The sequence below is a fragment of the Mesorhizobium sp. M0077 genome, from assembly GCF_040322955.1.
Taxonomy (GTDB): domain Bacteria; phylum Pseudomonadota; class Alphaproteobacteria; order Rhizobiales; family Rhizobiaceae; genus Mesorhizobium.
On sequence record NZ_JAMYUL010000012.1, the window covers coordinates 173,678 to 195,814 of the forward strand.

Consider the following 22,137-nt stretch of genomic DNA (forward strand, 5'->3'; position numbering starts at 1 on the left):
CCGGCGCGAAAGGCGTGTCAACGACTGGCGATCGGCATGGCCGCCATCGCCTTCGTGTTCTTGACGGCCACAGCCGACGCACGTGAGTTGAGGGTCTGCGCCGATCCGAACAACATGCCGTTCTCCAACGCGGCCGGTCAGGGCTTCGAGAACAGGATCGCCGAAATCGTTGCGTCCGATCTCGGCGCGAAGCTGACCTATACCTGGTGGGCGCAGCGCCGCGGCTTCGTCCGCAACACGCTGAAGGCGGGCCTGTGCGATCTCGTGCCGGGCACGCCGAGCAACCTCGAAATGCTGCGCACCACCACGCCCTACTACCGATCGTCCTATGTCTTCGTCACCCGCAGGGACGGCCCCGACGTAGCATCGTTCAATGATCCGCGGCTGCGCGACATGCGGATCGGTGTTCAGCTCATCGGCGACGATGGCGCCAATTCGCCTCCGGTCCAGGCGCTTGGCCGCCGCGGTATCGTCGGGCACCTCGTTGGCTATCCGGTCTATGGCGATTATTCCGCCCCCAACCCGCCGGCGCGCATCGTCGAAGCGGTGGCGAGTGGCGAGATCGACCTTGCCGTGGTCTGGGGCCCCCTCGCCGGCTACTTCGCCGCAAGGCAGAAGGTGCCGCTCCGCATCACGCCGGTTGCGCCCCGCATCGATGGACCGCAACTGCCGATGATCTATGACATCTCGATGGGCGTCCGCCGCGAAGACGATGCGCTGCGCGGCGATGTCAATGGCGCCCTGTCCAGGCACAAGGTCGAGATAGATGCCTTGCTGTCACAGTATGGCGTGCCGCGCCTCGATGCCTCGGGGAGCCCGGTGCGATGAGAGCCGTTGTGGCCATGCTCCTGTTTCCAGTCCTGGCGCTCGCTGCCTGCCAGCGCGAGGAACGTGACACGCGCCCGCAATCGGCGCTCGGATCGGGCGAGCAGCCGACGCCTGTGACCACGCTGGAGCCCGGCGGACAGCGCCCCCCCGCCAGCGATAACAAGGCGGCGAGCTTCGAGGCCAACGCCTTCCATATGAGCGAAGGGAAACGGCTTTTCGGCTGGTTCAACTGTTCGGGATGCCACGCCAATGGCGGCGGCGGCATGGGGCCGGCCCTGATGGACCAGAAGTGGCTCTATGGCAGCTCGATCGAAAGCATCCATGCCACGATCCGCGACGGTCGGCCAAACGGCATGCCGAGCTTCCGCGACAAGATTCCCGACGACCAGATCTGGGAGCTTGCGGCTTTCGTGCGCTCGCTGAGCGGCAACGCGCCGTCTTCCGCCGCGCCGCAACGCAATGACGACATGATGGCGCATCCTTCGGAAAACCGCATGCCGGACGCGGCCACGCTGGGGAAGTCGCCGTGAAACGTCTCGTCTCGATGGCGTTCGCCACCGCCGGCGCTCTGTTGCTCCAGGGATGCGCGGGCTGGCAATCCGCCCTCGACCCGAAAGGTCCCGCGGCGAGCGAACTGGCATGGCTGATCTGGTTCTTCACCGCGCTCTGCGCCGTGGTGTGGGTGCTGGTGATGATCGCCCTCGTCGTGCCCTTGATGATGCGGTCGCGCGCGCAGGCGGAGCCGCTCGCGATCGAGGCCGGCGCCGACGACCGGAAGCTGCGCGCGGTGATGACCGCCGTCGGGTTGACCGCCATTGTCCTGATCGGACTGACCTTGCTGAGCTTCTTCGCCAACAGGACGCTCGCCGCGATCGGCTCGGATGCCGCACTGACCATTCGGGTCACCGGCCATCAATGGTGGTGGGAGGTGCGCTATGAGGATGCCACGCCAAGCCGCATCCTGACCACGGCGAACGAGATCCATATCCCCGCCGGGGAGCCGGTGCGGCTTCTTCTGACCTCGACCGACGTCATCCATTCCTTCTGGATCCCGAGCCTTTCGGGCAAGCTCGACCTCATTCCCGGCCACATGAACGTGCTCGACCTCAAGGCAGACAAGCCTGGTGTTTACCGAGGTCAATGCGCCGAGTTCTGCGGGGCGCAGCACGCAAACATGGGCACCTTCATCATCGCCGAGCCGCGTGCGAAGTTCGACGCCTGGTGGAACGACCAGTTGCAGCCGGCCGCTACTCCGACGGGGGACGAAGCCAAGGCCGGCCAGGATCTGTTTCTGAAGCGCCCTTGCGTGATGTGTCACAGAATAGGCGGCACGCCTGCCGGAGGAACGGTCGCCCCTGACCTCACCCATATAGCCAGCCGGCAGACGCTTGCCGCCGGGACATTGACAATGAGCCGCGGCAATCTCGCCGCCTGGATAGCCGACCCACAGGGCATCAAGCCCGGATCCCACATGCCGGTGGTGGAGCTCAGCGGCGACGAACTCAACGCCATGGTCGCCTACCTCGAGGCGCTTAAATGAGCAGCGCGGACCTCACAAGCGAACGCGACCTGCCGCCGGTGCGTGAAACCTCTACCGCGGGCGACGTCGCACCCGAGCATGACGGACCGCGCGACACCGGCATGGACGATGCCAGCCTGGATCGCTGGCTGGCGCGGACATGGCGCACGCCCCCCGGCATCATCGGCGCGCTGTCGAGCGTCGACCACAAGGTCGTCGCACGGCGCTATCTGATCACCGCCTTCGTGTTTCTGTGCCTGGGCGGGCTCAACGCTGTCGCCATGCGCATCCAGCTCTCAGGGCCGCAGCGCGGTCTGATCGGCCCGGACCTCTACAACCAGCTGTTCACGATGCATGGTGTGACCATGATGTTCCTGTTCGCCGTGCCCATCGTGCAGGCGACAGGCATCTATCTCGTCCCGCTGATGGTCGGCAGCCGCAACATCGCCTTTCCCCGCCTGAACGCGTTCAGCTACTGGATCTATGTTTCGGGCGGCATATTCGCCTGGGTGTCTTTCGCGCTCAACATGGCGCCCGACGTCGGCTGGTTTGCTTATGTGCCGCTGTCGGGCCCCGAATTCGCGCCGGGCAAGCGGGCCGACGTCTGGGCCCAGATGATCACTTATACAGAAGTTTCCTCACTGGCCGTCGCGGTGGCAACCATCGTCACCGTGTTCAAGCAGCGAGCCCCCGGCATGTCGCTGGACAGGATTCCGCTCTACGTCTGGGCAATGCTGGTTACCTCCTTCGTCGTCGTCTTCGCCATGCCCGCGGTGATGATCACCTCGACCTTCCTGATCCTCGACCGGCTGGTCGGCACACATATCTTCAACCCGGCCGAGGGCGGCGACGCACTGCTCTTCCAGCATCTGTTCTGGTTCTTTGGCCATCCCGAGGTCTACATCATCTTCCTGCCGGCGACGGGCATGGTCTCCGCGATCATCCCGGTCTTCGCCCGGCGCCCCGTGTTCGGGCATCTCGGGTTGGTCTTGTCGCTGATCGCCGTCGGCTTCCTTTCGTTCGGCCTCTGGGTCCATCACATGTTCGCGACGGGACTACCCAAGCTCGGCGCCAGCTTCTTCACCGCGTCGAGCATGCTGATCGCCATCCCCAATGGCGTTCAGATCTTCTGCTGGCTGGCGACCTTGTGGGACGGCAGGCCGGTGATCCGCACGCCGCTGCTGTTCGTGTTCGGCTTCTTTTTCATCTTCGTCATCGGCGGCCTCACCGGCGTCATGCTCGCTTCGGTGCCGCTGGACCTCCAGGTGCACGACACCTATTTCGTCGTCGCCCATTTCCATTACGTGCTGATCGGCGGTTCGGTCTTCCCGCTGCTGGGCGCGGCCTATTTCTGGTTCCCCAAGATCAGCGGCCGCATGATGAGCGAGCGTCTCGGGCGCTGGCATTTCTGGCTGGCTTTCATCGGCTTCAACGCGGCTTTTTTCCCAATGCATCTCGTCGGGCTCTGGGGCATGCCACGCAGGGTCTACACCTATCCGGCCGAGCTTGGCTGGGGCAACATCAACCTGTTCATCAGCGCTGGCGCGGTGCTCTTTTTCCTCAGCTTCGTACTGTTCACTTTCAATCTTGTACACGGCGCGTTGAAGGGCGCGCTGGCCGGAAACAATCCCTGGGATGCCGGTACGCTCGAATGGGCGACGTCTTCGCCGCCGCCAAGCTATAATTTCGCGCGGATACCGATTGTCACGCATGTCGAGCCGCTCTGGGCCGAACGGGAGGCGCTGCCTGTGGCGACCGGTCTCCGCGTCGATGTCCGTGAGCTGTTGATCTCAACCGTGGCGGAAGCCCACCCCGACATTCGCGAGAAATCGGCGACACCGTCGATCTGGCCGCTGCTGGCGGCAATCGCCGTCGGCGGTACGTTTGTCTATTCGATCTTCACGCCCTGGGCGATCGTCTGGGGCGCTGCGCCGATTGCCATCACCTTGATCGGCTGGTTCTGGCCCAAGGACAACCCGGAGGACGAGGAATGAACCAGCGTCCCAACTTGGATCTTTCCGCCCTCCCGACCTTTGGACATGGCCCCCGGAGTCCGACCTGGTGGGGAACGCTCGGCTTCATGGCGCTGGAAGGCATGGGCTTTGCGTTGGCATCCGGCGCTTATCTCTATCTCGCCACTTTGTGGCCCAACTGGCGTCTAAGCGCCCCGCACCCCAACCATTGGCCCGGAACGATCGTCACCATCCTGTTCATCATCAGCGTGGTGCCGAATCACATCCTCCACGGCCATGCCAAGCAATGCGCGATCGTGCCGGTGCGGATCGGGCTGGTGGTGATGTCGCTGCTCGGTCTGGCCCCGCTTGTCGTGCGCTGGTTCGAATTCCCGGCGCTGAACATCTACTGGGACACGAACGCCTATGGCTCGATGCTCTGGGTGCTGCTCGGGCTGCACACCACACACCTGATCACCGATGTCGGCGACACCATCGTTTTGACGGTGCTGATGTTCACACGCCACGGCTATAGCGGCCGGCGCTTCGGCGATGTCGGCGACAATGTCTTCTATTGGGATTTCGTGGTGCTGACCTGGATCCCGATCTATCTGCTCATCTACTGGATGCCGAGGCTAGGCTGATGCGTGCGTTGAAAATGGGAACGTCCTGGGGTGGTCTTCTGTCGGGGCCGGTGGCTTGGGCAATCTCGACGCAGCTGAACTACGCACTCGTACCATGGCAGTGCAACCGCCAGGTGCCGGTGGTGCTTCCCGTGGCACTGGTGCTCGCCGTGCTTTCGCTGCTCGGCGGTGCCTTGTCATGGCGGGCGAAGCGGCAGGGCGGCGCCGCCTTCAAGCCTGAGCGCACGCGCAGCTCCGAGCAGTTCGTCGCCGATCTCGGCATGCTTGCGGCATTGCTGTTTGCCCTCGTCATCATCATGCAAGGCAGCGCGGCTCTCATTCTCGACGAGTGCCTGCGATGAGCTTCGACGCGTTCTTCTCGACCTCGATCTGCTACGGCGCCGGCGCGCCCGAGGCCGGATGGACGCTCGCATTTCCCATCACGTTTCCGCTGGCCGCGATTGCCTTCCTTTATACCATCGGAGCGACTCGGTTGTGGCGCCGCAGCAGCCGAGGCCGTCCCGAGCGGATGCGGCAGGCGTTGTTTTTCGCCGCCGGTTGGGGCGTGCTGACGGCAGCACTGGTCAGCCCCATCCATGCGCTCGGCGAGCGGGTGTTTGCCGCCCATATGATGGAGCATGAACTGCTGATGGCGGTGGCGGCGCCCCTCCTTGTCGCCGCTTGCCCAGGCGCAGTCCTGCTCTGGTCCTTGCCGGCCGCACTTCGCCGCGGGACGGGCAAGCTCACGCGCGCAAAGACGCTGCAATCGGTTTGGGCCCTGGTGATCCGTCCCCTCAACGCGACGATCATTCACGGCGTCGCCATCTGGATCTGGCACATTCCGGCGTTGTTCCAGGCAGCGCTCCAGCAGGGCTTTCTTCATTATGCCCAGCATGCGAGCTTCCTCGGCACAGCCTTGCTGTTCTGGTGGGCGCTCCTACCGCGCCCCGGTCGACAGCAGACCTATGGCAACTCCGTCATGCATCTTTTCTTCACCTCGCTCCATACCGGCCTGCTCGGTGTCCTGCTGCTGATGTCGCCCAAACTCTGGTATCCGGAGAATGGCGCCGGCGCGGCATTGTGGGGAATGACCGCGATCGAGGACCAGCAGCTCGCCGGATTGGTAATGTGGGTTCCGGCCGGCTTGGTCTATGGCGGCGCCGCCCTGCTGCTCGCCGGCCTCTGGATAAGCAGCAGCGCAACCAGGGAGGCAACACATGCGCTCCGACCTGGGTAGGCTGATCGGGGGCGCCCTTGCCGCAATCCTGCTGCTGACCGCGGCTGTCGCAGCGGCGACTTTGTGGTCCGACAGGCGCGAGCGCGTCCGGCACGAGTCGGATGCGGCGACCGGCGGTGTAGGCGCCCGCGCCATTCCAATCATGACGGCGAATGGCTGCTCCGGCTGCCATACGATACCCGGCGTGCCGGGTGCGCAAGGCCAGGTCGGACCCCGCCTAGACGATGGCCTTGCCGACAGGGTCTTTATCGGTGGCCTGCTGGCAAACAATCCGGAGAACATGATCCGCTGGATACGCTCGGCGAGGGAAGTCAATCCGCACACGGCCATGCCGTCGACGAGGATCACCGAGCAACAGGCGCGGGACATCGCCGCTTATCTCTACGCGTTGAGGTAATTCATCCCTCGCCGCCGCGCCGGGACCACAAGCCGCGGCCGGGATCGTAGCCGATGACCGCCGCGAGGAAGAAGGCGACGAGGCAGCCAAGGACCACAAACGCCGCGACAGGATCGAACCGCAGATAGAGCGCGAAGCGTATAAGCTCGACCGCCGAGCTGAACGGGTTCCAGGCGGCGATTGTTGCCAGCACCGGTCCCGCCTCGGCAAGCCGCCACAGCGGATAGAGCGCCGTCGAGGCAAAGAACACCGGAAAGATGACGAAATTCATGACACCGGCAAAGTTCTCCATCTGTGTCGAAATCGAGGAGACAAGCAGGCCGAACGCGCCAAGCATGAGGCCCGCCAGCACGAGCGCCGGAAATACCGCGACGTAGCCAAGAACGGGCGGCCGCACATCCCAGAAACGCGCGACCAACAGAAACAAGTAGACCAGCGGCACGCCAACGATCACGCTGGCCAGCAGGCGCGCCGCAAGCAGGTACCAGCGCGGCAATGGTGCGGTCAGCAACAGGCGCATGCTGCCCATCTCGCGATCGTAGACCATGGCCAGCGAACTCGCCATGGCATGGAAGAGCAGCATCATGGCCGCTAGCCCAGGCACCACATATACGTCATAGAGAACATAGGTCTGGTAGGGTGGCGTGATCGACAGACCGAGAACGGAGCGGAAGCCAGCGGCAAAGATTGCCAGCCAGACCAGCGGCCGTACCATCGCCGAGAGCAGCCGGCCGCGTTGCCGTAACGTGCGCAGCATCTCCCTGCGCAGGATGCCGTTGAGCGCGCGCACTGCGTGAGACGTTTTCATTCGGACTCCGTCAGCGACGCGAAGGCCTCGCCGGTGCTCGCTACACTGAGATCGGCAGCCAGCCGATCGGCGCGGCCGGCCCACCGGATTGTGCCTCGATGCAGCACCACCACATCATCATCCGCCGTTAGTTCCTCCAGAAAATGTGTTGCCCACAGGACGGCAATGCCGCGCTCGCGGCAAAGCTCCCGCACGTGCCGCTCGAGCGCGTGGCGGCCCGGCACGTCGAGCCCGGTGGTCGGCTCGTCCAGCAGCAAAAGGCGTGGGCTATGCATCAGAGCGCGTGCTATCTCGACACGGCGACGCTGCCCCCCGGAAAGCGCTCGGGCAGGATCGTCGATCCTGTCCAGCACATCCAGCCGGCCGAGTTCGTGGATGGAGCGCTCCTTGCTCAAGGCCTGGCTAAGGCCATGCAAGGCCGCGTGGTAACGCAGGTTCTCGCCGGCTGTCAGATCGAGATCGAGGGTCGGCAACTGGAAGACGACGCCCATCTGCGCCAACGCGGCGGACGGGTTGACATCCATCGCCTGGTCGAAGACATGCACCGAGCCGGAGTGGGCGTGATAAAGACCGGTGATCAGCGAGAACAACGTCGTCTTGCCGGCGCCGTTGCGGCCTAGCAAGATGCACATCCTGCCTTGGGCCACAGAGAAGGAGACGCCGTCGAGAACCCGCCGGTTTCCGAAACTATGGCCCAGATTCTCGACCGACAAGGCGTTCATGGCCCGATCACGACGCCCCACGGCCCCCGCCCTACCGGCAGCGATTTCACCACCTCCTGGTTTTCCAGATCGATAAACGAAATATCGCCGGAATTCCCGTTTGCGCTGACCAGGCGCTTCTCGTCGCCGGAGAGCGCAACGTGCCAGGGTCGTTGACCAACAAGGTAGAGCCGACGGACCGCCAGCGTTTTCACATCGACTTCCGCAATCCTGTTGGCGGGGCCGAGCGCCACATAGACGGTCGTGCCATCGCGAGACGTCGCCATGCCGACCGCCTGCACACCCTCGCGTCGTATACCCGGCACCTCGAACTCGACTTTGCCGGTCTGCGCGCGCGTTGCCGTGTCGAAGACGGTGACAGTGCCCCGGATCTCCGAGGACACCCAGAATTGCTTCCCGTCCGACGAGAATAAAGCCGCGCGCGGCCGGGTATCGACCAGCAGATTGTCGACGAGTTCAAGCGTGCCTGCCTCGATCAGATGCACCATGCTGGTGGTCTCCGAAGTGCAGGCGACATAGCGGCCGTCGGCGCTGGCCGCCATTCCTTCCGGTTCGACGCCGACATCCACGGTGCCGATGACCTTGGCCGCGGCGATGTCCACCACCGACACCAGATTGTCATTCTCGTTGGCGACGAACAGCCGCTTGCCATCGGGATGGAGTGCGAAAAATTCCGGATCGGCTCCCGAAGGCAATTCGCCGACGACCCGCCGCTTCGCGACGTCGACCACGTCGATGCGGTTGTCGTCGCCTTCCGCGACGAAAAGCATCTTGTTGTCGATCGACAGCGCCAGCCCGCGCGGACGGCGGCCGACATCGATCGTCGCCAGCAAAGTCATTGTCACGCCGTCGACGACCGCGACCGTATTATCCTGCTCATTGGAAACGTAGATGGTCTCGGCGGCGGCGGGAGCAGCAAGAGCGAACGCCGCCAACAACAGCGTCATCAGAACTTGCATGTGCTCTCCTCCAGGTCGATGCCCAGCGTGTCGAGCGGCGTGCGCTGATGCAGGAAGCCCGGTTGCGGTGAGCTGGAAATCAAGAGGCGAGGCCCGGCGATCAAAATGGGCTGGCGCATCTGTCCGTCCCAGGGACGGAAACTAAGCCCCTGCCCCTTGAAGCCAGCGAGAAGAAACGCGTCGCCGCGTATATATCTGCCGATTGCCGCGGGATCGAGACTGTGCAGGCGCGTCGTCGCTTCGCCGATACTGCGCACAGCGAGCCAGGCCGCGTAGTCGCTGGGCAACATCCAGCGCCCTGCCTGCCTGTGGAAACGGTCCTGCAGTTGCGTGGCGCCCCATTCCTCGCTGACAGCGCTCCAGCCTGTGGCGACCAGCCCTTGCGTGCCGGCGACGATTCTCGGCAGCGCAGTGCGGCCCTCCAGATAGGCGCCGAATTCATCCGCCTCGTCGGCGACCACGAGCACATCATAGTCGCTGACCTGCGTGACCGCGGGTATTTCGGTCTGCAGCGTGACATGCCCTGTATCGGCACGTCCGTTGGCGGGCCTGAATGTCCACGGCTGGTCGATCGTGATCTCGGCTCCGAAGCGAGCCGCCGCCCGTCGAAAGGCCGCAGCCATCGCCTGATCCTGCGAATGCGGCCCCACAAGCAGGAACCAACGCTGCCAGCGCTTCCAGGCGAGATATTGCGCCAGCCCGTCGGCGAGCATGGCGCGGCTCGGGATCGTGTGCAGGACGTTCCCACGGCAGTCCTGCTGGCGAAGCACGTCGTCCGGCGCCCGGCTGTTGAGCAACGTCATCTGCTCGGCACCGGGCGCGGCACTGGCCTGTAGAAGCTGACTGGCGTCGAGATCGGCGACGACAAAGGCGATGCCGGCATCGGCGAATTGTCTTACCGCGTCGTCCGGCGTTTCGGTTGGTTTCAATATCCTTTCCTCCAGCCGAAATTTCTGCCCAAGAAACCGGCCGGTGCTTTCGTCGTCGGCAATGCCGAGCCGTGCGCCTTGCAGGCCGTCGTCGGTCACGGTTTCATCAAGGGGTCCAAGGGGCAGAGCCGGTTTGCGCTCCTGGCCGATATACCCGATCACCATCGTCTGTTGCTCGGTGGCGCCAGGGCCGGTGATCAGCAAAAGAAAGAGAAGGCCCAGCAACAGTCTCATTGTGTCGCCCCCAGCCCAAAGCGCGACGATCCCGCTTCATCGCCACGAGAGATTGCGACATCGCGCACGATGCGGGCCGGCGATCCCTCCAGAACAATAACCCGATCACCCAGCGACGAGGCATATGCGAGATCATGCGTAACCAGCAGCGTGGTAGTCCGCCGACTGGCGAAACAATCCTGCAGCAGGCGGCGCATGTCTTGCGCGGTCGCCTCGTCGAGTGAAGCGAATGGCTCGTCGAGGAGCAGGAGCGCAGGCTCCACGGCGAGCGCCCGGGCAAGCGCTACGCGCCGCGCCATGCCGCCCGAGAGTCGCTGCGGATAGCTCTTCTCATTGCCTTTCAGGTCGACAGCGGCAAGCCACCGGGCCGCATCGGGCGCGCGATCCGGGATGGCCATCTCTACATTGCGCAAGGCGGTGAGCCAGGGCAGCAGCCTCGGTGTCTGGAACAGCATGCCTATCGGAAGCGGTCGTCCGCTCACGCTGCCGCGAAATTCGCGGTCGACGCCCGAAACGATCGACAGCAGCGTCGACTTGCCGACACCGGAAGGGCCGGTCAGGACGCAGACCTGTCCGTCGGCTATATCAAGCGACAGCGCGCGAAAGATCGTCCGGCGCTGTCCGTCGTCACCGGGGAAAGTCTTGTCCTCGATCCTGATCCTCAGCATCAGCGTCGCCAGGCGAACAGACGACGTTCCAACGGCACAAACAGTCCATACTCTATGGCAAGCATCACAACGCCGAAGCTGATCGCATAGGCAAGGATGTGGGTGACGTCGAAGTTCTGAAAATAGACCTGTAGCTGGAACCCGACGCCGTTGGAGCGGCCGAGCAGTTCGGCGAGCAACACGATCTTCCACGTCAATGCCAGCCCGCTGCGCAGGGTGACGAGAAAGAACGGCGCCAATTGCGGCAGCACGACATGCTGCAGCTTTGCAGCACGCCCGAAGCGATAGAGCTCAGCCATTTCGGCAAAGTCCTTGTCCAGCCGGCTGGCGCCTTCACGAATAGTCACCACGACATTGGGGATCTTGTTGAGCGCGACCGCAAGGACAAGCGCGGTCTCGGCAAGACCAAGCCAGATATAAATTAGAATGACCGTGATCAGCGCCGGCATGTTGAGGAGTAACACGATCCAAGGCCTCATCCATATGTCGGCTCTGTGCGAGCGGCCTGCCGCGTAGCCAAGGGCCGCGCCGATGACTATTGCCGACCCGAGGCTTGCCACGACGCGCGCAAGCGAGATGCCCAAATGGTATGGCAGCTCGCCCCGAACCGCTTCGTGCAGGAGAACCGAAACAACCTGGACCGGACCAGGAAACAGCCGATCGGCGGCGATCGATGATGCAATCTGCCAGACGAGCACCATGGTCAGCAATGCCGCAGTGGATTGACAACGCTGCATTGTGATGGGGAACGCTGGGACATCGGTCATTGGCGCGAGCTCAAGCCGGTATGGCCCGGAAGACACCAGGATCGAGGCTCGTCGCCTTGCCGACCAGATCCTCGCCGCCCAATTCGGCCAGGATTGCAAACAACCGGGCCGCGCCATCACGTTCGTCTTTGCCGAACCGACGAGGGATTCCGGCTCGATAGGCGGCGCGTAGCGCCGCCTGTAGGTGAGGATCGTCCGTGCCCAATTGGGGCGCGAGCACCCGCCATTCGTCGTCGGAAGACTCGAGCAGCGACTTCGCTGCCGCGGTCGCGCTCGTGAATCGCGCGAGGGCTATCGGGTTGGCCCGCGCCCAGCTTTCATGGAAGACGTAGCCGAGCATCGGCAAGTCCACGGATACGCCAAGCCCCTGCAGGATTTGCGCGACACTGAGCAGAGGCCTTGCCCCCTCTGACTCGAGACGGGCGGCGAAATTCCAGAACGTCAGCAGTGCATCCAGTCGCCCCGCCAGAAATTCCTGCTCCAACAAAGGCGGCGCGCCGAACACTGGCTCCACCTCTTCAGCAAGATCGCGCTTCACCTGACGGAGGCCGAGCGCGCGCAACAGGATCCAGCTTTTGTCCAGCGGACCACCTGCGATCCCCAGCCTTTTGCCCTTGAGGTCCGCAAGAGTTCGAATGGGCGAGCCTTGCGGCAGTTCCAGCGCGCCGACGGCACGAGAATAGGGATAAAAGACCAGATCAGCGCCTTCGCTGCGCTGGCGCATGACCCACACCCAGTCCGAAACGATGACGTCGACGCTGCCGGCCAGCAATGCGGTCTTACCGGCTTCGGTACCGGCAAGCCGCTGAGCCTCGATTGATACGCCGTGCATGGTGTCCAACGCATGTCGCCGCATGACGTCAACTTCCCAGGCGGCGGTGCCAAATCCCAGCACGCCAAATCGCACGAGCGGCGATGGCTGTGGCGCGGCTTCTGCGGAAGCACCCAATAGCCAGCAACAAATACCCGCAAGAGCGGCCCGCCGCGAGATGTGACCCTGATCATGCCGGGTCAGCCATTCGCCTGGAAGGGTAGCAGTCAGCACGGGCGCACCGGGTGTGAAGGAACTTTCCTAACGCCGTGGCGGCAGGAATGTTCCTCAATGGTGCATGGAACTAACGGGAAAGCACCTAAGGTCCGTTTTTCAGCTCGTATAGCAGCCCGGGGGGCTTGTTCAGGCGAACAGAAGAAGGTGTCAGGGGCTACGGTCCGCTCTTGGCATCATCGACCTCCAACGCGTCCATTACAGGTGCCGGATCGCTCTTTTCGGAGCTCGGGCTCTGCACCCCGGACCCGGCGTTCTCGATCGCTTGCACGATAGCATCTTCGATGTTTCCGAGTTCGTCCTCCCTTACTTCACGCCCATAACCGGCCACCTCGGCATCTTGCTCGAATTGCTGAGCGAGCACCGCGACGCTGACTTCCTCTCGACCAGGAAGTGTGCCGACATTCTCCTGTAGCCAGTTTTGAAAAAACTCTCTGGTCGCGCTCATCTCAGACCACCCTTTCGCCAAACTAAGCGCGACGATGAGCCGAAGTTCCATGATGCGTTCACTTTCCCAGTGGCGCTGTACTCACAGCGTTGGGAGCCACGAGGTTTTTGCAGGCTTGATGAGGCAGTGGCCTTTCTCTTCACGACTCGATTGGAGTTCACTCTTATCGCGCAGTGTGCATCCTGATTGCGTCCATTTCGACCCTGTGGAACAAGCCTGTTGAGTTGAAGTTAGGCCCTATGCCAAGCTTTTCGGGCGAACCAAGTTTTTCGGGCAAACAAGTTTTTGACGTTGCCATCGTCGGCGGCGGCCCCGCGGGGCTCGCTGCAGCCATGTATTTAGCCAGGTTTCTGCGTTCGGTGATCTCGCTCGACGCGGGGCATGCGCGTGCCAAGCTCATCCCAAAATCCCGCAACTGTCCCGGCTTCCCCGACGGCATCAGCGGGGAAGAACTGCTCGGCCGCCTACGAGCCCAGGCACAGCTATACGGCGCGAGCCTTGTCCATGGTTGCGTAGGCCACGCCGAAAAACGCGAGGGTTTTTTTGTCCTGACGACCACCTGCGGGATTGTCCAAGCAAGGCGCGTGATTCTGGCAACGGGCATTGTGGACAAGGCACCTCCCATTGAAAGACTGGAGGAGGCGATCGCAACCGGCATTGTCAGACTGTGCCCGGTTTGCGATGCATATGAGGCCCGGGGTAGCCGCATCGGCGTTGTTGGTCCGGAGCATCTCGCCGTCAGGGAGGCTCTGTTCCTGAAGGGATATGGCAGTCAGGTCGCCTTGCTCGCCAATAACCAGGATGATGTTTCCGAAGCTGCCCGCGGCGCCGCCTTGGCAGGCGGAGTTGAAATCTGGGACGCTGTCGATGACCTGATCCCTCGACGAACCGGGTTCGATGTCGTCATGGCCGAGGGCGCCCCGATGCGCAACATCGATGTGGTGTACCCTTCGATGGGCAGCGACGTACGCTCCGAACTCGCGGTTGCTCTGGGGGCTAACTGTGACGCAGAAGGCTATGTCCTGGTCAACCGACACCTTGAGACTTCAACGCCAGGACTCTATGCCATTGGCGACGTGGCCGAGGGGCTCAATCAAATTGCTGTTGCGTTCGGAGACGCCGCCAAGGCTGGAACTCACATTCATAACGACCTCCGCGATTGCGCCGAGCCCGCGACGAACTTCCGGCGAAGTTGACCTGCAGATGCGAACGCACCCTACCGGCTCACCTTTGGCTGCGTTGATGCCCGGAACCTGTTCCACCCGGCGTGAGACTACCGGCTTCGGCTTTGCTAGAGTTCTCCCAGGCGCAGCCGCTGGGTTGATGGACGGGCACGCGCTGGCGAACGGCTGGAGGAAGGAATGAAAATTCTCGTCACCGGCGCGTCAGGTCTGATTGGAGCCGCGCTTTGCGCGCGCCTGGCCGGCGAGAGACATGAAGTGGTCCGCGTGCTTCACCACGCAGACACTGGCGTCCACCCGGAGATCCCAACCGTTTCCCTGGATATGGCGCGGGCCTTGCGACCTCAGGACTGGACCCCCTATCTCGCCGGTGTGGACGCCGTCGTAAACTGTGCCGGCGTCCTGCAGGATAGTGCCCGGGAAAACACCCGGCATGTCCATTCTACCGGCGCCTCGGCTCTCTTCACCGCGTGTGAGCACGCAGGTGTGAATAAGGTGATCCACTTTTCTGCCATCGGGGTCGATCGCCAGCAGCCGTCCGCCTTTTCCGCCAGCAAGCTCGCCGGCGATGAGGCACTGATGGCACGTAGCCTTGACTGGGTCATCCTGCGCCCCTCCGTAGTACTGGGAAGGCCGGCCTTCGGCGCAAGTGCACTTTTTCGCGGCCTCGCGGCGTTGCTGCTCTTGCCGTTGATGCCCGACACGGGCCGTCTCCAAGTCGTCCAACTCGATGACGTGATCTCCACCGTCCTGTTCTTCCTCAAACCCGGCAGCCCATCGCACCTCACGCTGGACCTGGCTGGGCCCGAGGCACTTTCGATGAGCGAGGTCGTGGGTCGCTATCGCCGCTGGTTCGGATGGAGCAGTGCTCGGGAGTTCATCTTGCCCAATTGGGCCGCAGCTATCTTGTACAGGTTCGGGGATGCCGCGGCTCAGCTGGGCTGGCGCCCGCCGATGCGCAGCAATGCAGCAAAAGAGATTGCCCGAGGCGCTGTCGGCGATCCCCAACCCTGGATGACGGCGACCGGCATTCAACCATCAAGTCTTACATCTGCACTGCGTTTAAATCCTGCGACGGTGCAGGAGCGATGGTTCGCCGGTCTTTACTTCGTCAAGCCGGCGCTCTTTGTCATCTTGCCGCTCTTCTGGATCATGACGGGCATCATTTCCCTCACTGCCGGCTGGCGCAGCGGAGTTGATTTGCTGATTGGCACTGCTGCCGGCCCCTTGGCCGAACCGGCGGTAGTCGCCGGCGCGCTGGCTGACATCGCCGTCGGGGCGCTTATCGCCTGGCGCCCAACCAGCCGGCTTGGTCTTTTCGGCGCAATCGCGGTATCGCTTTTCTATGCGATCGCTGGGAGCATTCTGCGGCCGGATCTTTGGCTCGAGCCACTCGGGCCGTTGATCAAAATCCTCCCGATCCTCGTTCTGCATTTTGCAGCGCTGGCCATTCTGGAGGAACGCTGATGACGTACTTCGTGCTTAAATACCTGCACGTGATCGGCGCTGCTGTGCTGCTCGGAACTGGTGCCGGCATTGCTTTTTTCATGCTTTTGGCACACCGGACCGGGAATGCCGCGACGATCGCAGCCGTCGCCCGCATTGTCGTGCTGGCTGATTTCCTGTTCACGGCTACGGCCGTTATCGCACAACCTCTGACCGGACTGGGCCTCGCTAGGGTTGCGGGGTATTCGCTGTCCGAAGGATGGATCGTTCTCTCGATCCTGCTCTACATCTTGACGGGCCTGTTCTGGCTGCCTGTCGTGTGGATGCAGATCGAGATGCGAAATCTAGCCACACAGGCCGCACTCTCCAACCAACCTCCTCCCGAGCGCTACCATCAGCTGTTCAGACGCTGGTTTGTCTTCGGCTTCCCAGCTTTCGGCGCCGTGCTCGCCATTTTCTGGCTGATGATTGCGCGCCCGGCAATCGAGTGGTCATCGTTGTAGCTGCGATCGGCAAGCACTGGGCCGTGAATTCATCCGTCGCGCCTAGCTGGCTCGTGCCGGCGCGATGCACTGCGGTCGGGAACCACGGTCACTGCCGCGAGTTCTTTCGCATGGCCAATCATCCCGTCACCGGCGTGCTTACCTCAATCGGCACATTAACCTCCCGCCCCGCGGCATTCCTGATCCTGTTGGTCTACGCAATCCTTTGGATGATCTTCGAGCGACAGACCCTGGACTGGCATGGAGCGGCTACCTTGTTTACGTGGGCCATGACGCTGTTCATCCAGCGTGCCGAGCACCGCGACACTCAGGCCATTCACGCCAAACTGGATGAGATCCTGCGATCAGACCACAATGCCTCGAACATCACGCGGATCGACGATGAAGAGCCCGAGGAAATCGAAAAACACCGCCACCGCAAGCAGCAGGACGACTGATGAGCGGCGTTTTGGTTTCACGGCAGGACGAGTAGCGGGTTTCCAGCTTTTGACGCCTATCCAGCCCCGCCGCCAAAACCACCACCCTGCTAATCCTCGCTCCAACTCGGCGTTACGGCGCCCGGCGTTGATCTCTCTTCCCGCCCGGTTTCGCGTCATTCAAGGTTCTCCGTGATAAGGCCGAACTCAACGGCCTCGGGCAGCAGTTCGTCGTCGCCCTTCGCGTCACTTCTCCTCCTGCGCTCAGGGCTCCGATTCTGCTCAGGCCTTCGATCCTTGCTGCGACTGTGGTTCAGCGACCGAAGGATCGGAGCCCTCTATTGTTCCACCGCATCCAGAAAAATTTGCCCGAGAACCAGGTCAGGCAAATCGGCCGGCTCGAAGTGCGTCATTCGCCCTTCTGGTTGCGCTCGACGAACTTGTTGAAACGGCTGGTTTGTCCGTCACCAGTCTTGGACTGGTAAAGAAAGGCCAGATCGTTCTCGTCGAATATGCGGAAGAACTCATCCCATTCGACCGGCTCGAATGCTTCCTCGGGTTTGCCGAAGTCGATCCGCAGGATGCCGCCCGCGCCTTTGGTGCGAACCACTGCCGGCCGTCCATCCCGCTCCTCCGCCCATTTGCGGATTTCGTCGTGATTGGTGGTCGTTTGCGACTGGGACATTGAAATCTCCTTTGATCATCGGCGTTGCCAACATCGGGCATCGTCGGGGCTGCCGGCGTCCTAACAGCACAAGGGCGGCAATGTTCCGGCACGGCGCGGCGAGCGCGATGTGGCTGCTTCCGAACGAAGCCGGCCAAAGGAACTTTGTTGAAGCCAAGGGAACAAACCTTTTGCCGAAAAGTTCGGGTCGCCAAGATTACCTGTCTGAGGAGTGGTCGTGAAACGGATATTGGTTACAGGGGGCTGCGGCTTCATCGGCCGGCATGTCGCCCAGGAACTCATCGAGCAGGATTATTCGGTTCGCATTTTGGATGTGCTGCTGGAGCAGGTGCACGCATGCGAAACAGTCGCCCTTCCCGCCGGGGCCGAGCTGATCAAGGGCGACATTCGGGACCGGGAGGCGGTCGCCAAGGCGCTGGAAGGCGTTGACGCGGTCATTCATCTAGCCGCGGAAGTCGGCGTCGGACAGTCGATGTACGAGATCGCGCGCTATGTCGGCACCAACGATCTCGGCACCGCGACGCTGCTCGAGGCGCTGATCAAACACCCGGTCGAGCGCATTGTCGTCGCCTCATCGATGAGTGTCTATGGCGAGGGCCTCTATGCTACATCGGACGGCCGGCGCATCGACAATGCCCGGCGCAAGGCGAGCGACATCAAAAACGGACAGTGGAATCCGCTGTCGCCGGAAGGCGAACCCCTCTCCCCCCTGCCGACGGACGAGGAAAAGCCGGTCGATCTCGCCTCTATCTATGCACTGACGAAATACGCCCAGGAACGCGCCGTGCTGATCTTCGGCGAAGCCTATGGCATCGATGCGGTCGCGCTGCGCCTTTTCAACGTATTCGGCGCCGGCCAGGCGTTATCGAACCCCTATACCGGCGTGTTGGCCAATTTTGCTTCGCGTCTCGCCAACGGCCAACGTCCAATGATCTTCGAGGATGGCGAACAGAAACGCGATTTCGTCCATGTGGATGACGTCGCCCGCGCCTTTCGTCTTGCGCTGCAGCAACGCCAGGCAAGGGGTCACGTCATCAACATCGGCAGCGGCCGAGCCTATGCTATCAGCGACGTCGCGCGGGTACTTGCCGAGGCCATGGGAACGCCGGACCGCTCGCCAGAGTTGCTCGGCAAGGCGCGCTCCGGGGATATCCGCAACTGCTTCGCCGATATTTCCAAGGCCCGTGAGCTGCTCGGTTTCGAGCCGAGGCAACAACTGGAGAATTCGCTCGCCGATTTCGTTTCCTGGGTGCGCAACTCGTCCGCCATCGACCGCGGCGCCGACATGAAACGCGAGCTTGAAGAACGTGGGCTGGTGTCATGAATACGCGCAATCGACGCGACGCGCCCGTCGCCATTGTCGGCGGCAGCGGCTTCATAGGATCGAACCTGGCCGACAGCCTGTTGTCGGATGGCGAGCCGGTGCTGGTGATCGACAATCTCAGCCGCCCCGGCGTCGAACAGAACCTTGAATGGCTGGCGCAGAAACACGGAAGCCGCCTCATGGTCGAAACGATTGACGTGCGCGACGCCAACGCGCTTGCGCCCGTTCTGAAGGGTTCCAAGGCGATCTTCCACCTGGCCGCGCAAACCGCCGTCACAACGAGCCTGGTCCAACCGGACGAGGATTTCGACATCAACCTTCGAGGAACGTTCAATGTCCTCGAGGCGGCGCGGCTGAGCAGTGAGTTTGTTCCGGTGGTCTTCGCCAGCACCAACAAGGTCTATGGCAGCCTGCCCGACGTCGCGGTGCGCGAGGACGGCGATCGTTACCTGCCTTGCGATGGCATCATCCAAGCGAATGGCATCGACGAGACCCACGGCCTGGATTTCTGCACGCCCTATGGCTGCTCCAAAGGCGCGGCGGACCAATATGTGCTCGACTATGCCAAATCCTACGGCATGCCGACGGCGGTGCTGCGGATGAGCTGCATTTACGGGCCGCGCCAGTTCGGAACCGAGGATCAAGGCTGGGTCGCGCACTTCCTGCTGAGTGCGCTGACGGGACGTCCAATCACCATTTACGGCGACGGCAGACAAGTGCGCGACATACTGCATGTCTCCGATGCGGTCGCCGCCTACAGGGCCACGCTCGATCGTATCGAGACGACCAAAGGACAGGCATTCAATCTTGGCGGCGGCCCCGATAATGCGATCAGCCTGCGCATGCTGTTGAGCGAGATCGGTAGCTTGACCGGCCGTGAGCTTTCGATCCGCCATGATGGCGAACGCACCGGCGATCAGCCCTTCTTCGTCGCCGACACCCGCAAGATCAAAGCGATGCTTGGCTGGAAAGCTCGTGTTTCATGGCGCGAAGGCATTCGCGATCTCGCAGACTGGCTGCAACAACACCGGCTCCAGCCTCGCCCCGAAGTCGTGAGGTACGTCGCATGAAAATCGCCCTGGTAAACCCGTTCTGGACCTATGACGACAGCATCTATTTCGGCTGCCGCCAACCACATCTCCCGCTGGAACTCGGCTATTCGAAATCCCTCCTCGAAACAGCCGGCCATGAGGTGTTGATGCTGGATGGGCAATTGCAGAAGCTCGACAACTCGGACCTCTCCGAGCGTGTGGCTGATTTCGCGCCTGCAATGACGGTCGTCAGTACCGCCCCGACTTATCTGTTCTGGCGCTGCGCACCACCCGAGTTGCGCGTGCCGGCCGATTTCCTCAACCGTCTCGCCGGGCGCGGTGGACGCACAGTCGCGGTCGGGCCGCATGGCTCGGCTACGCCCGCGCCAACCTTGCGCAAGCTTGGCGTCGACATTGTTGTGCGCGGCGAATGCGAGGAAATCGTCGCGGAACTTGCCCGGCGCGACGACTGGAGCGCGGTCCCCTCGACCGCTTACCTGCGCGACGCCAAGGTGGTTTTGAACGGCGGCGTCCACGCCAGCTCGTTTGTCGATCATCCGCCACTCCAATGGCCATCAGACTGGATCGCAGCCCATTCGCATCACCATCACAGGTTCGATGACAAGCAGGTTGGGTTCGGCGCGGAGGTCGAAGCATCGCGCGGCTGCCCCTACAATTGCAGCTTCTGCGCCAAGATCGATTTCCGCGATGCCTATCGCCGCCGCAACCACGAGGCGGTCATAGCGGAAATCGATGGGCTGATTGCCCAGGGCGTCGGCTACATTTATTTCATCGATGAAATCTTCCTGCCGCAGAAAGCGCTGCTGGAAGCGTTGATCGATCGCGACGTGAAGTTCGGTGTGCAGACCCGCATCGACCTTTGGAAGCCCGAGCTGCTGGAATTGCTCGGTGCGGCCGGCTGCGTCTCCATCGAGGCCGGTCTCGAAAGCCTGACCGTGGAAGGTCGTGCGATGCTGGCGAAGCGCTGCCGGCTGGGTACCGAGGAACTCGCCGCGCTGCTCGTCAATGCCAGGCGTCACGTTCCATTCGTACAGGCCAATCTGATCGGCGTCGTCGAGGATGACCCTGCCCTCGTCGATTACTGGCGAACGCACCTCATCGACAACGGCGTGTGGGCCAATGAACCCGTACCGCTTTATCCATATCCGAGTTCGCCAAGCTATCGCGAGCTTTGGGGCGAACCCGACGACCTCGCCTGGGAGCGCGCCCATGATCACTATCTCGCATCATTCCAGAAGTTCAGCGACATCCAGGAAAGGCGCCCGCGTCCGCTGGCGGAACTGGAGGCGACATGTTGCGGACACTGACGCCGCGCTCGCGGCGCATCCTGATGACGGTCGATGCCGTGGGCGGCGTGTGGCGCTATGCGCTCGACCTGGCCAGGGAACTTGTCAACGGCGGCGATAGCGTAGTGCTTGCCGGTCTCGGTCCGCCACCGTCCAGGCAGCAGGCCGACGAGGCGGAGGCTTTCGCGAAGCTGATCTGGCTGAACACGCCGCCGGATTGGATGACCCGCAACGGCGGTGATCTCGACGCGCTGCCGCGAGAGTTGCATGCGCCCATGCGCGACCACGCCATCGACCTTGTCCATTTCAACGCGCCTTCGCAGGCGGCGGGATTCGACGCGCCATGCCCGGTCGTGGTGGTCTCCCATTCCTGCGTGACGACTTGGTTCCATGCGGTCAGACGACAGGCGGCGGATGGCGCATGGGCCTGGCAGAAGGAGCGCAACAGACGCGGCATGGATCGGGCCGACGCGGTCATCGCGCCGAGCCGCAGCCATGCCGACATGCTAGAGACCTGCTACGGCCCGATCGCGCGCTTGAGTGTGGTCACAAATGGTGCCCGTCCTCTGCCGAAGGCCGAAAAGCATCAACCGCTCGTCTTCGCCGCTGCCCGCTGGTGGGACGAGGGCAAAAATGCGGCGGTGGTCGATCAGGCGGCGTCCCTGACGCGATGGCCTCTGTTTGCCGCCGGTTCGACGAACGGCCCAAACGGCGAGCATGTCAGCTTCAGCCATGCTGTTCCTCTGGGAGCAGTGCCGTCCGATGAGGTGCGTTCGTTGATGGCTCGCGCGGGTATTTTCGTATCGCCATCGCTCTACGAGCCATTCGGCCTGGCCGCGCTGGAAGCCGCCATGTCGGCTACGCCCCTGGTGCTATCCGATATCGCCACCTATCGCGAACTATGGGACGGGGCCGCGATATTCTTTGACGCGCGCGATCCGCACGATCTCGCTGCCTGCCTCAACCGTCTCTCCAGCGATGCCGAGCTCCGGCGAGAGCTTGGCCAGGCAGCCATCCGACGCAGCCGCAGGTTTAGGCTGACAAAGCAGACAGCGGCTATGCGCGGCGTCTACGACAAAGCGGCCTTAGCGATGGCGGAGCGCTGATC

The 22,137-nt window shown here is 62.7% G+C and carries 25 protein-coding genes; 16 read left to right on the plus strand and 9 right to left on the minus strand.

Annotation, left to right across the window (positions count from 1 at the left end; all coding sequences use genetic code 11):
- The first annotated feature begins 36 nt into the window (after positions 1–36).
- From NKJ57_RS22610 to NKJ57_RS22645, 8 genes are read left to right on the plus strand one after another with little or no spacing between them, the layout of a single operon-like run.
- Entirely contained in the window at positions 37–828 is a 792-nt protein-coding gene (locus NKJ57_RS22610) for a substrate-binding domain-containing protein (protein WP_352512474.1), read from the plus strand.
- On the plus strand, positions 825–1,358 hold the full coding sequence (locus NKJ57_RS22615) for a c-type cytochrome (protein ID WP_023668011.1): 534 nt from the start codon (positions 825–827) through the stop codon (positions 1,356–1,358). The genes NKJ57_RS22610 and NKJ57_RS22615 overlap by 4 nt, the downstream gene beginning before the upstream one ends.
- Positions 1,355–2,368, plus strand: a complete 1,014-nt coding sequence (gene coxB / locus NKJ57_RS22620) for a cytochrome c oxidase subunit II (RefSeq protein ID WP_023729516.1) — start codon at positions 1,355–1,357, stop codon at positions 2,366–2,368. The genes NKJ57_RS22615 and coxB overlap by 4 nt, the downstream gene beginning before the upstream one ends.
- The gene (ctaD, locus tag NKJ57_RS22625; RefSeq protein ID WP_352512472.1) at positions 2,365–4,341 is read left to right on the plus strand and encodes a cytochrome c oxidase subunit I; all 1,977 of its coding nucleotides are present in this window, start codon (positions 2,365–2,367) and stop codon (positions 4,339–4,341) included. The genes coxB and ctaD overlap by 4 nt, the downstream gene beginning before the upstream one ends.
- Positions 4,338–4,943, plus strand: a complete 606-nt coding sequence (locus tag NKJ57_RS22630; protein WP_352512470.1) for a cytochrome c oxidase subunit 3 — start codon at positions 4,338–4,340, stop codon at positions 4,941–4,943. Before ctaD ends, NKJ57_RS22630 begins: the two co-directional genes overlap by 4 nt.
- Positions 4,943–5,284, plus strand: a complete 342-nt coding sequence (locus NKJ57_RS22635; RefSeq protein ID WP_352512468.1) for a hypothetical protein — start codon at positions 4,943–4,945, stop codon at positions 5,282–5,284. Before NKJ57_RS22630 ends, NKJ57_RS22635 begins: the two co-directional genes overlap by 1 nt.
- Entirely contained in the window at positions 5,281–6,159 is an 879-nt protein-coding gene (locus NKJ57_RS22640) for a cytochrome c oxidase assembly protein (RefSeq protein ID WP_352512466.1), read from the plus strand. The genes NKJ57_RS22635 and NKJ57_RS22640 overlap by 4 nt, the downstream gene beginning before the upstream one ends.
- Positions 6,140–6,556, plus strand: coding sequence for a c-type cytochrome (locus NKJ57_RS22645; RefSeq protein ID WP_352512465.1), 417 nt, complete (start codon positions 6,140–6,142; stop codon positions 6,554–6,556). The genes NKJ57_RS22640 and NKJ57_RS22645 overlap by 20 nt, the downstream gene beginning before the upstream one ends.
- 1 nt (position 6,557) lies before the next feature.
- Here NKJ57_RS22645 and NKJ57_RS22650 read toward each other — a convergent pair whose 3' ends face one another.
- From NKJ57_RS22650 to NKJ57_RS22685, 8 genes are all read right to left on the minus strand, one after another.
- A complete protein-coding gene (locus NKJ57_RS22650) occupies positions 6,558–7,364 on the minus strand; it encodes a lanthanide ABC transporter permease protein PedC (protein WP_352459511.1) in 807 nt (268 codons plus the stop codon).
- Positions 7,361–8,086 carry a lanthanide ABC transporter ATP-binding protein PedB/LutE gene (locus NKJ57_RS22655; protein ID WP_352512464.1) on the minus strand — a complete coding sequence of 242 codons (726 nt, stop codon included), beginning with the start codon at positions 8,084–8,086 and terminating at the stop codon, positions 7,361–7,363. The genes NKJ57_RS22650 and NKJ57_RS22655 overlap by 4 nt, the downstream gene beginning before the upstream one ends.
- On the minus strand, positions 8,083–9,045 hold the full coding sequence (locus tag NKJ57_RS22660; protein ID WP_352512462.1) for a PQQ-dependent catabolism-associated beta-propeller protein: 963 nt from the start codon (positions 9,043–9,045) through the stop codon (positions 8,083–8,085). Before NKJ57_RS22660 ends, NKJ57_RS22655 begins: the two co-directional genes overlap by 4 nt.
- Complete coding sequence (locus tag NKJ57_RS22665; RefSeq protein WP_352512461.1) at positions 9,033–10,208, minus strand: lanthanide ABC transporter ABC transporter substrate-binding protein PedA1; 1,176 nt, start codon at positions 10,206–10,208, stop codon at positions 9,033–9,035. Before NKJ57_RS22665 ends, NKJ57_RS22660 begins: the two co-directional genes overlap by 13 nt.
- The gene (locus NKJ57_RS22670; protein ID WP_352512460.1) at positions 10,205–10,876 is read right to left on the minus strand and encodes an ABC transporter ATP-binding protein; all 672 of its coding nucleotides are present in this window, start codon (positions 10,874–10,876) and stop codon (positions 10,205–10,207) included. Before NKJ57_RS22670 ends, NKJ57_RS22665 begins: the two co-directional genes overlap by 4 nt.
- Positions 10,876–11,760, minus strand: a complete 885-nt coding sequence (locus NKJ57_RS22675; protein ID WP_352512458.1) for an ABC transporter permease — start codon at positions 11,758–11,760, stop codon at positions 10,876–10,878. Before NKJ57_RS22675 ends, NKJ57_RS22670 begins: the two co-directional genes overlap by 1 nt.
- Positions 11,654–12,475 carry an ABC transporter substrate-binding protein gene (locus NKJ57_RS22680; protein ID WP_245262596.1) on the minus strand — a complete coding sequence of 274 codons (822 nt, stop codon included), beginning with the start codon at positions 12,473–12,475 and terminating at the stop codon, positions 11,654–11,656. The genes NKJ57_RS22675 and NKJ57_RS22680 overlap by 107 nt, the downstream gene beginning before the upstream one ends.
- A 370-nt stretch (positions 12,476–12,845) precedes the next feature.
- Entirely contained in the window at positions 12,846–13,187 is a 342-nt protein-coding gene (locus NKJ57_RS22685) for a DUF768 domain-containing protein (RefSeq protein WP_023667997.1), read from the minus strand.
- Between the two features lie 188 nt (positions 13,188–13,375).
- Between NKJ57_RS22685 and NKJ57_RS22690 the strand changes: the two genes are divergently transcribed.
- From NKJ57_RS22690 to NKJ57_RS22705, 4 genes are all read left to right on the plus strand, one after another.
- Positions 13,376–14,332, plus strand: coding sequence for an NAD(P)/FAD-dependent oxidoreductase (locus NKJ57_RS22690; protein WP_352512456.1), 957 nt, complete (start codon positions 13,376–13,378; stop codon positions 14,330–14,332).
- Positions 14,333–14,497: 165 nt separating this feature from the next.
- Complete coding sequence (locus NKJ57_RS22695) at positions 14,498–15,784, plus strand: SDR family oxidoreductase (RefSeq protein WP_352512454.1); 1,287 nt, start codon at positions 14,498–14,500, stop codon at positions 15,782–15,784.
- Positions 15,784–16,266 (plus strand): DUF2269 family protein, encoded by a 483-nt coding sequence (locus NKJ57_RS22700; protein ID WP_023741841.1) that lies wholly within the window; start codon positions 15,784–15,786, stop codon positions 16,264–16,266. Before NKJ57_RS22695 ends, NKJ57_RS22700 begins: the two co-directional genes overlap by 1 nt.
- Before the next feature lie 110 nt (positions 16,267–16,376).
- Positions 16,377–16,703 (plus strand): low affinity iron permease family protein, encoded by a 327-nt coding sequence (locus tag NKJ57_RS22705; protein WP_023687797.1) that lies wholly within the window; start codon positions 16,377–16,379, stop codon positions 16,701–16,703.
- Positions 16,704–17,091: 388 nt separating this feature from the next.
- Here the strand turns inward: NKJ57_RS22705 and NKJ57_RS22710 are convergent, their stop codons facing one another.
- On the minus strand, positions 17,092–17,367 hold the full coding sequence (locus tag NKJ57_RS22710; protein ID WP_023667991.1) for a hypothetical protein: 276 nt from the start codon (positions 17,365–17,367) through the stop codon (positions 17,092–17,094).
- Between the two features lie 217 nt (positions 17,368–17,584).
- Here NKJ57_RS22710 and NKJ57_RS22715 point away from each other — a divergent pair, with 217 nt between their 5' ends.
- Genes NKJ57_RS22715 through NKJ57_RS22730 form a run of 4 tightly spaced genes read left to right on the plus strand, consistent with a single transcriptional unit; the run spans position 17,585 to position 22,135 of the window.
- Positions 17,585–18,691: an NAD-dependent epimerase/dehydratase family protein gene (locus tag NKJ57_RS22715; protein WP_352512452.1), complete on the plus strand. Its 1,107-nt coding sequence runs from the start codon at positions 17,585–17,587 to the stop codon at positions 18,689–18,691.
- Positions 18,688–19,761, plus strand: coding sequence for a GDP-mannose 4,6-dehydratase (locus tag NKJ57_RS22720; RefSeq protein ID WP_352512450.1), 1,074 nt, complete (start codon positions 18,688–18,690; stop codon positions 19,759–19,761). The genes NKJ57_RS22715 and NKJ57_RS22720 overlap by 4 nt, the downstream gene beginning before the upstream one ends.
- Complete coding sequence (locus NKJ57_RS22725; RefSeq protein ID WP_352512449.1) at positions 19,758–21,050, plus strand: TIGR04295 family B12-binding domain-containing radical SAM protein; 1,293 nt, start codon at positions 19,758–19,760, stop codon at positions 21,048–21,050. Before NKJ57_RS22720 ends, NKJ57_RS22725 begins: the two co-directional genes overlap by 4 nt.
- Positions 21,035–22,135, plus strand: coding sequence for a glycosyltransferase family 4 protein (locus tag NKJ57_RS22730; protein WP_352512447.1), 1,101 nt, complete (start codon positions 21,035–21,037; stop codon positions 22,133–22,135). Before NKJ57_RS22725 ends, NKJ57_RS22730 begins: the two co-directional genes overlap by 16 nt.
- Positions 22,136–22,137: the final 2 nt, after the last annotated feature.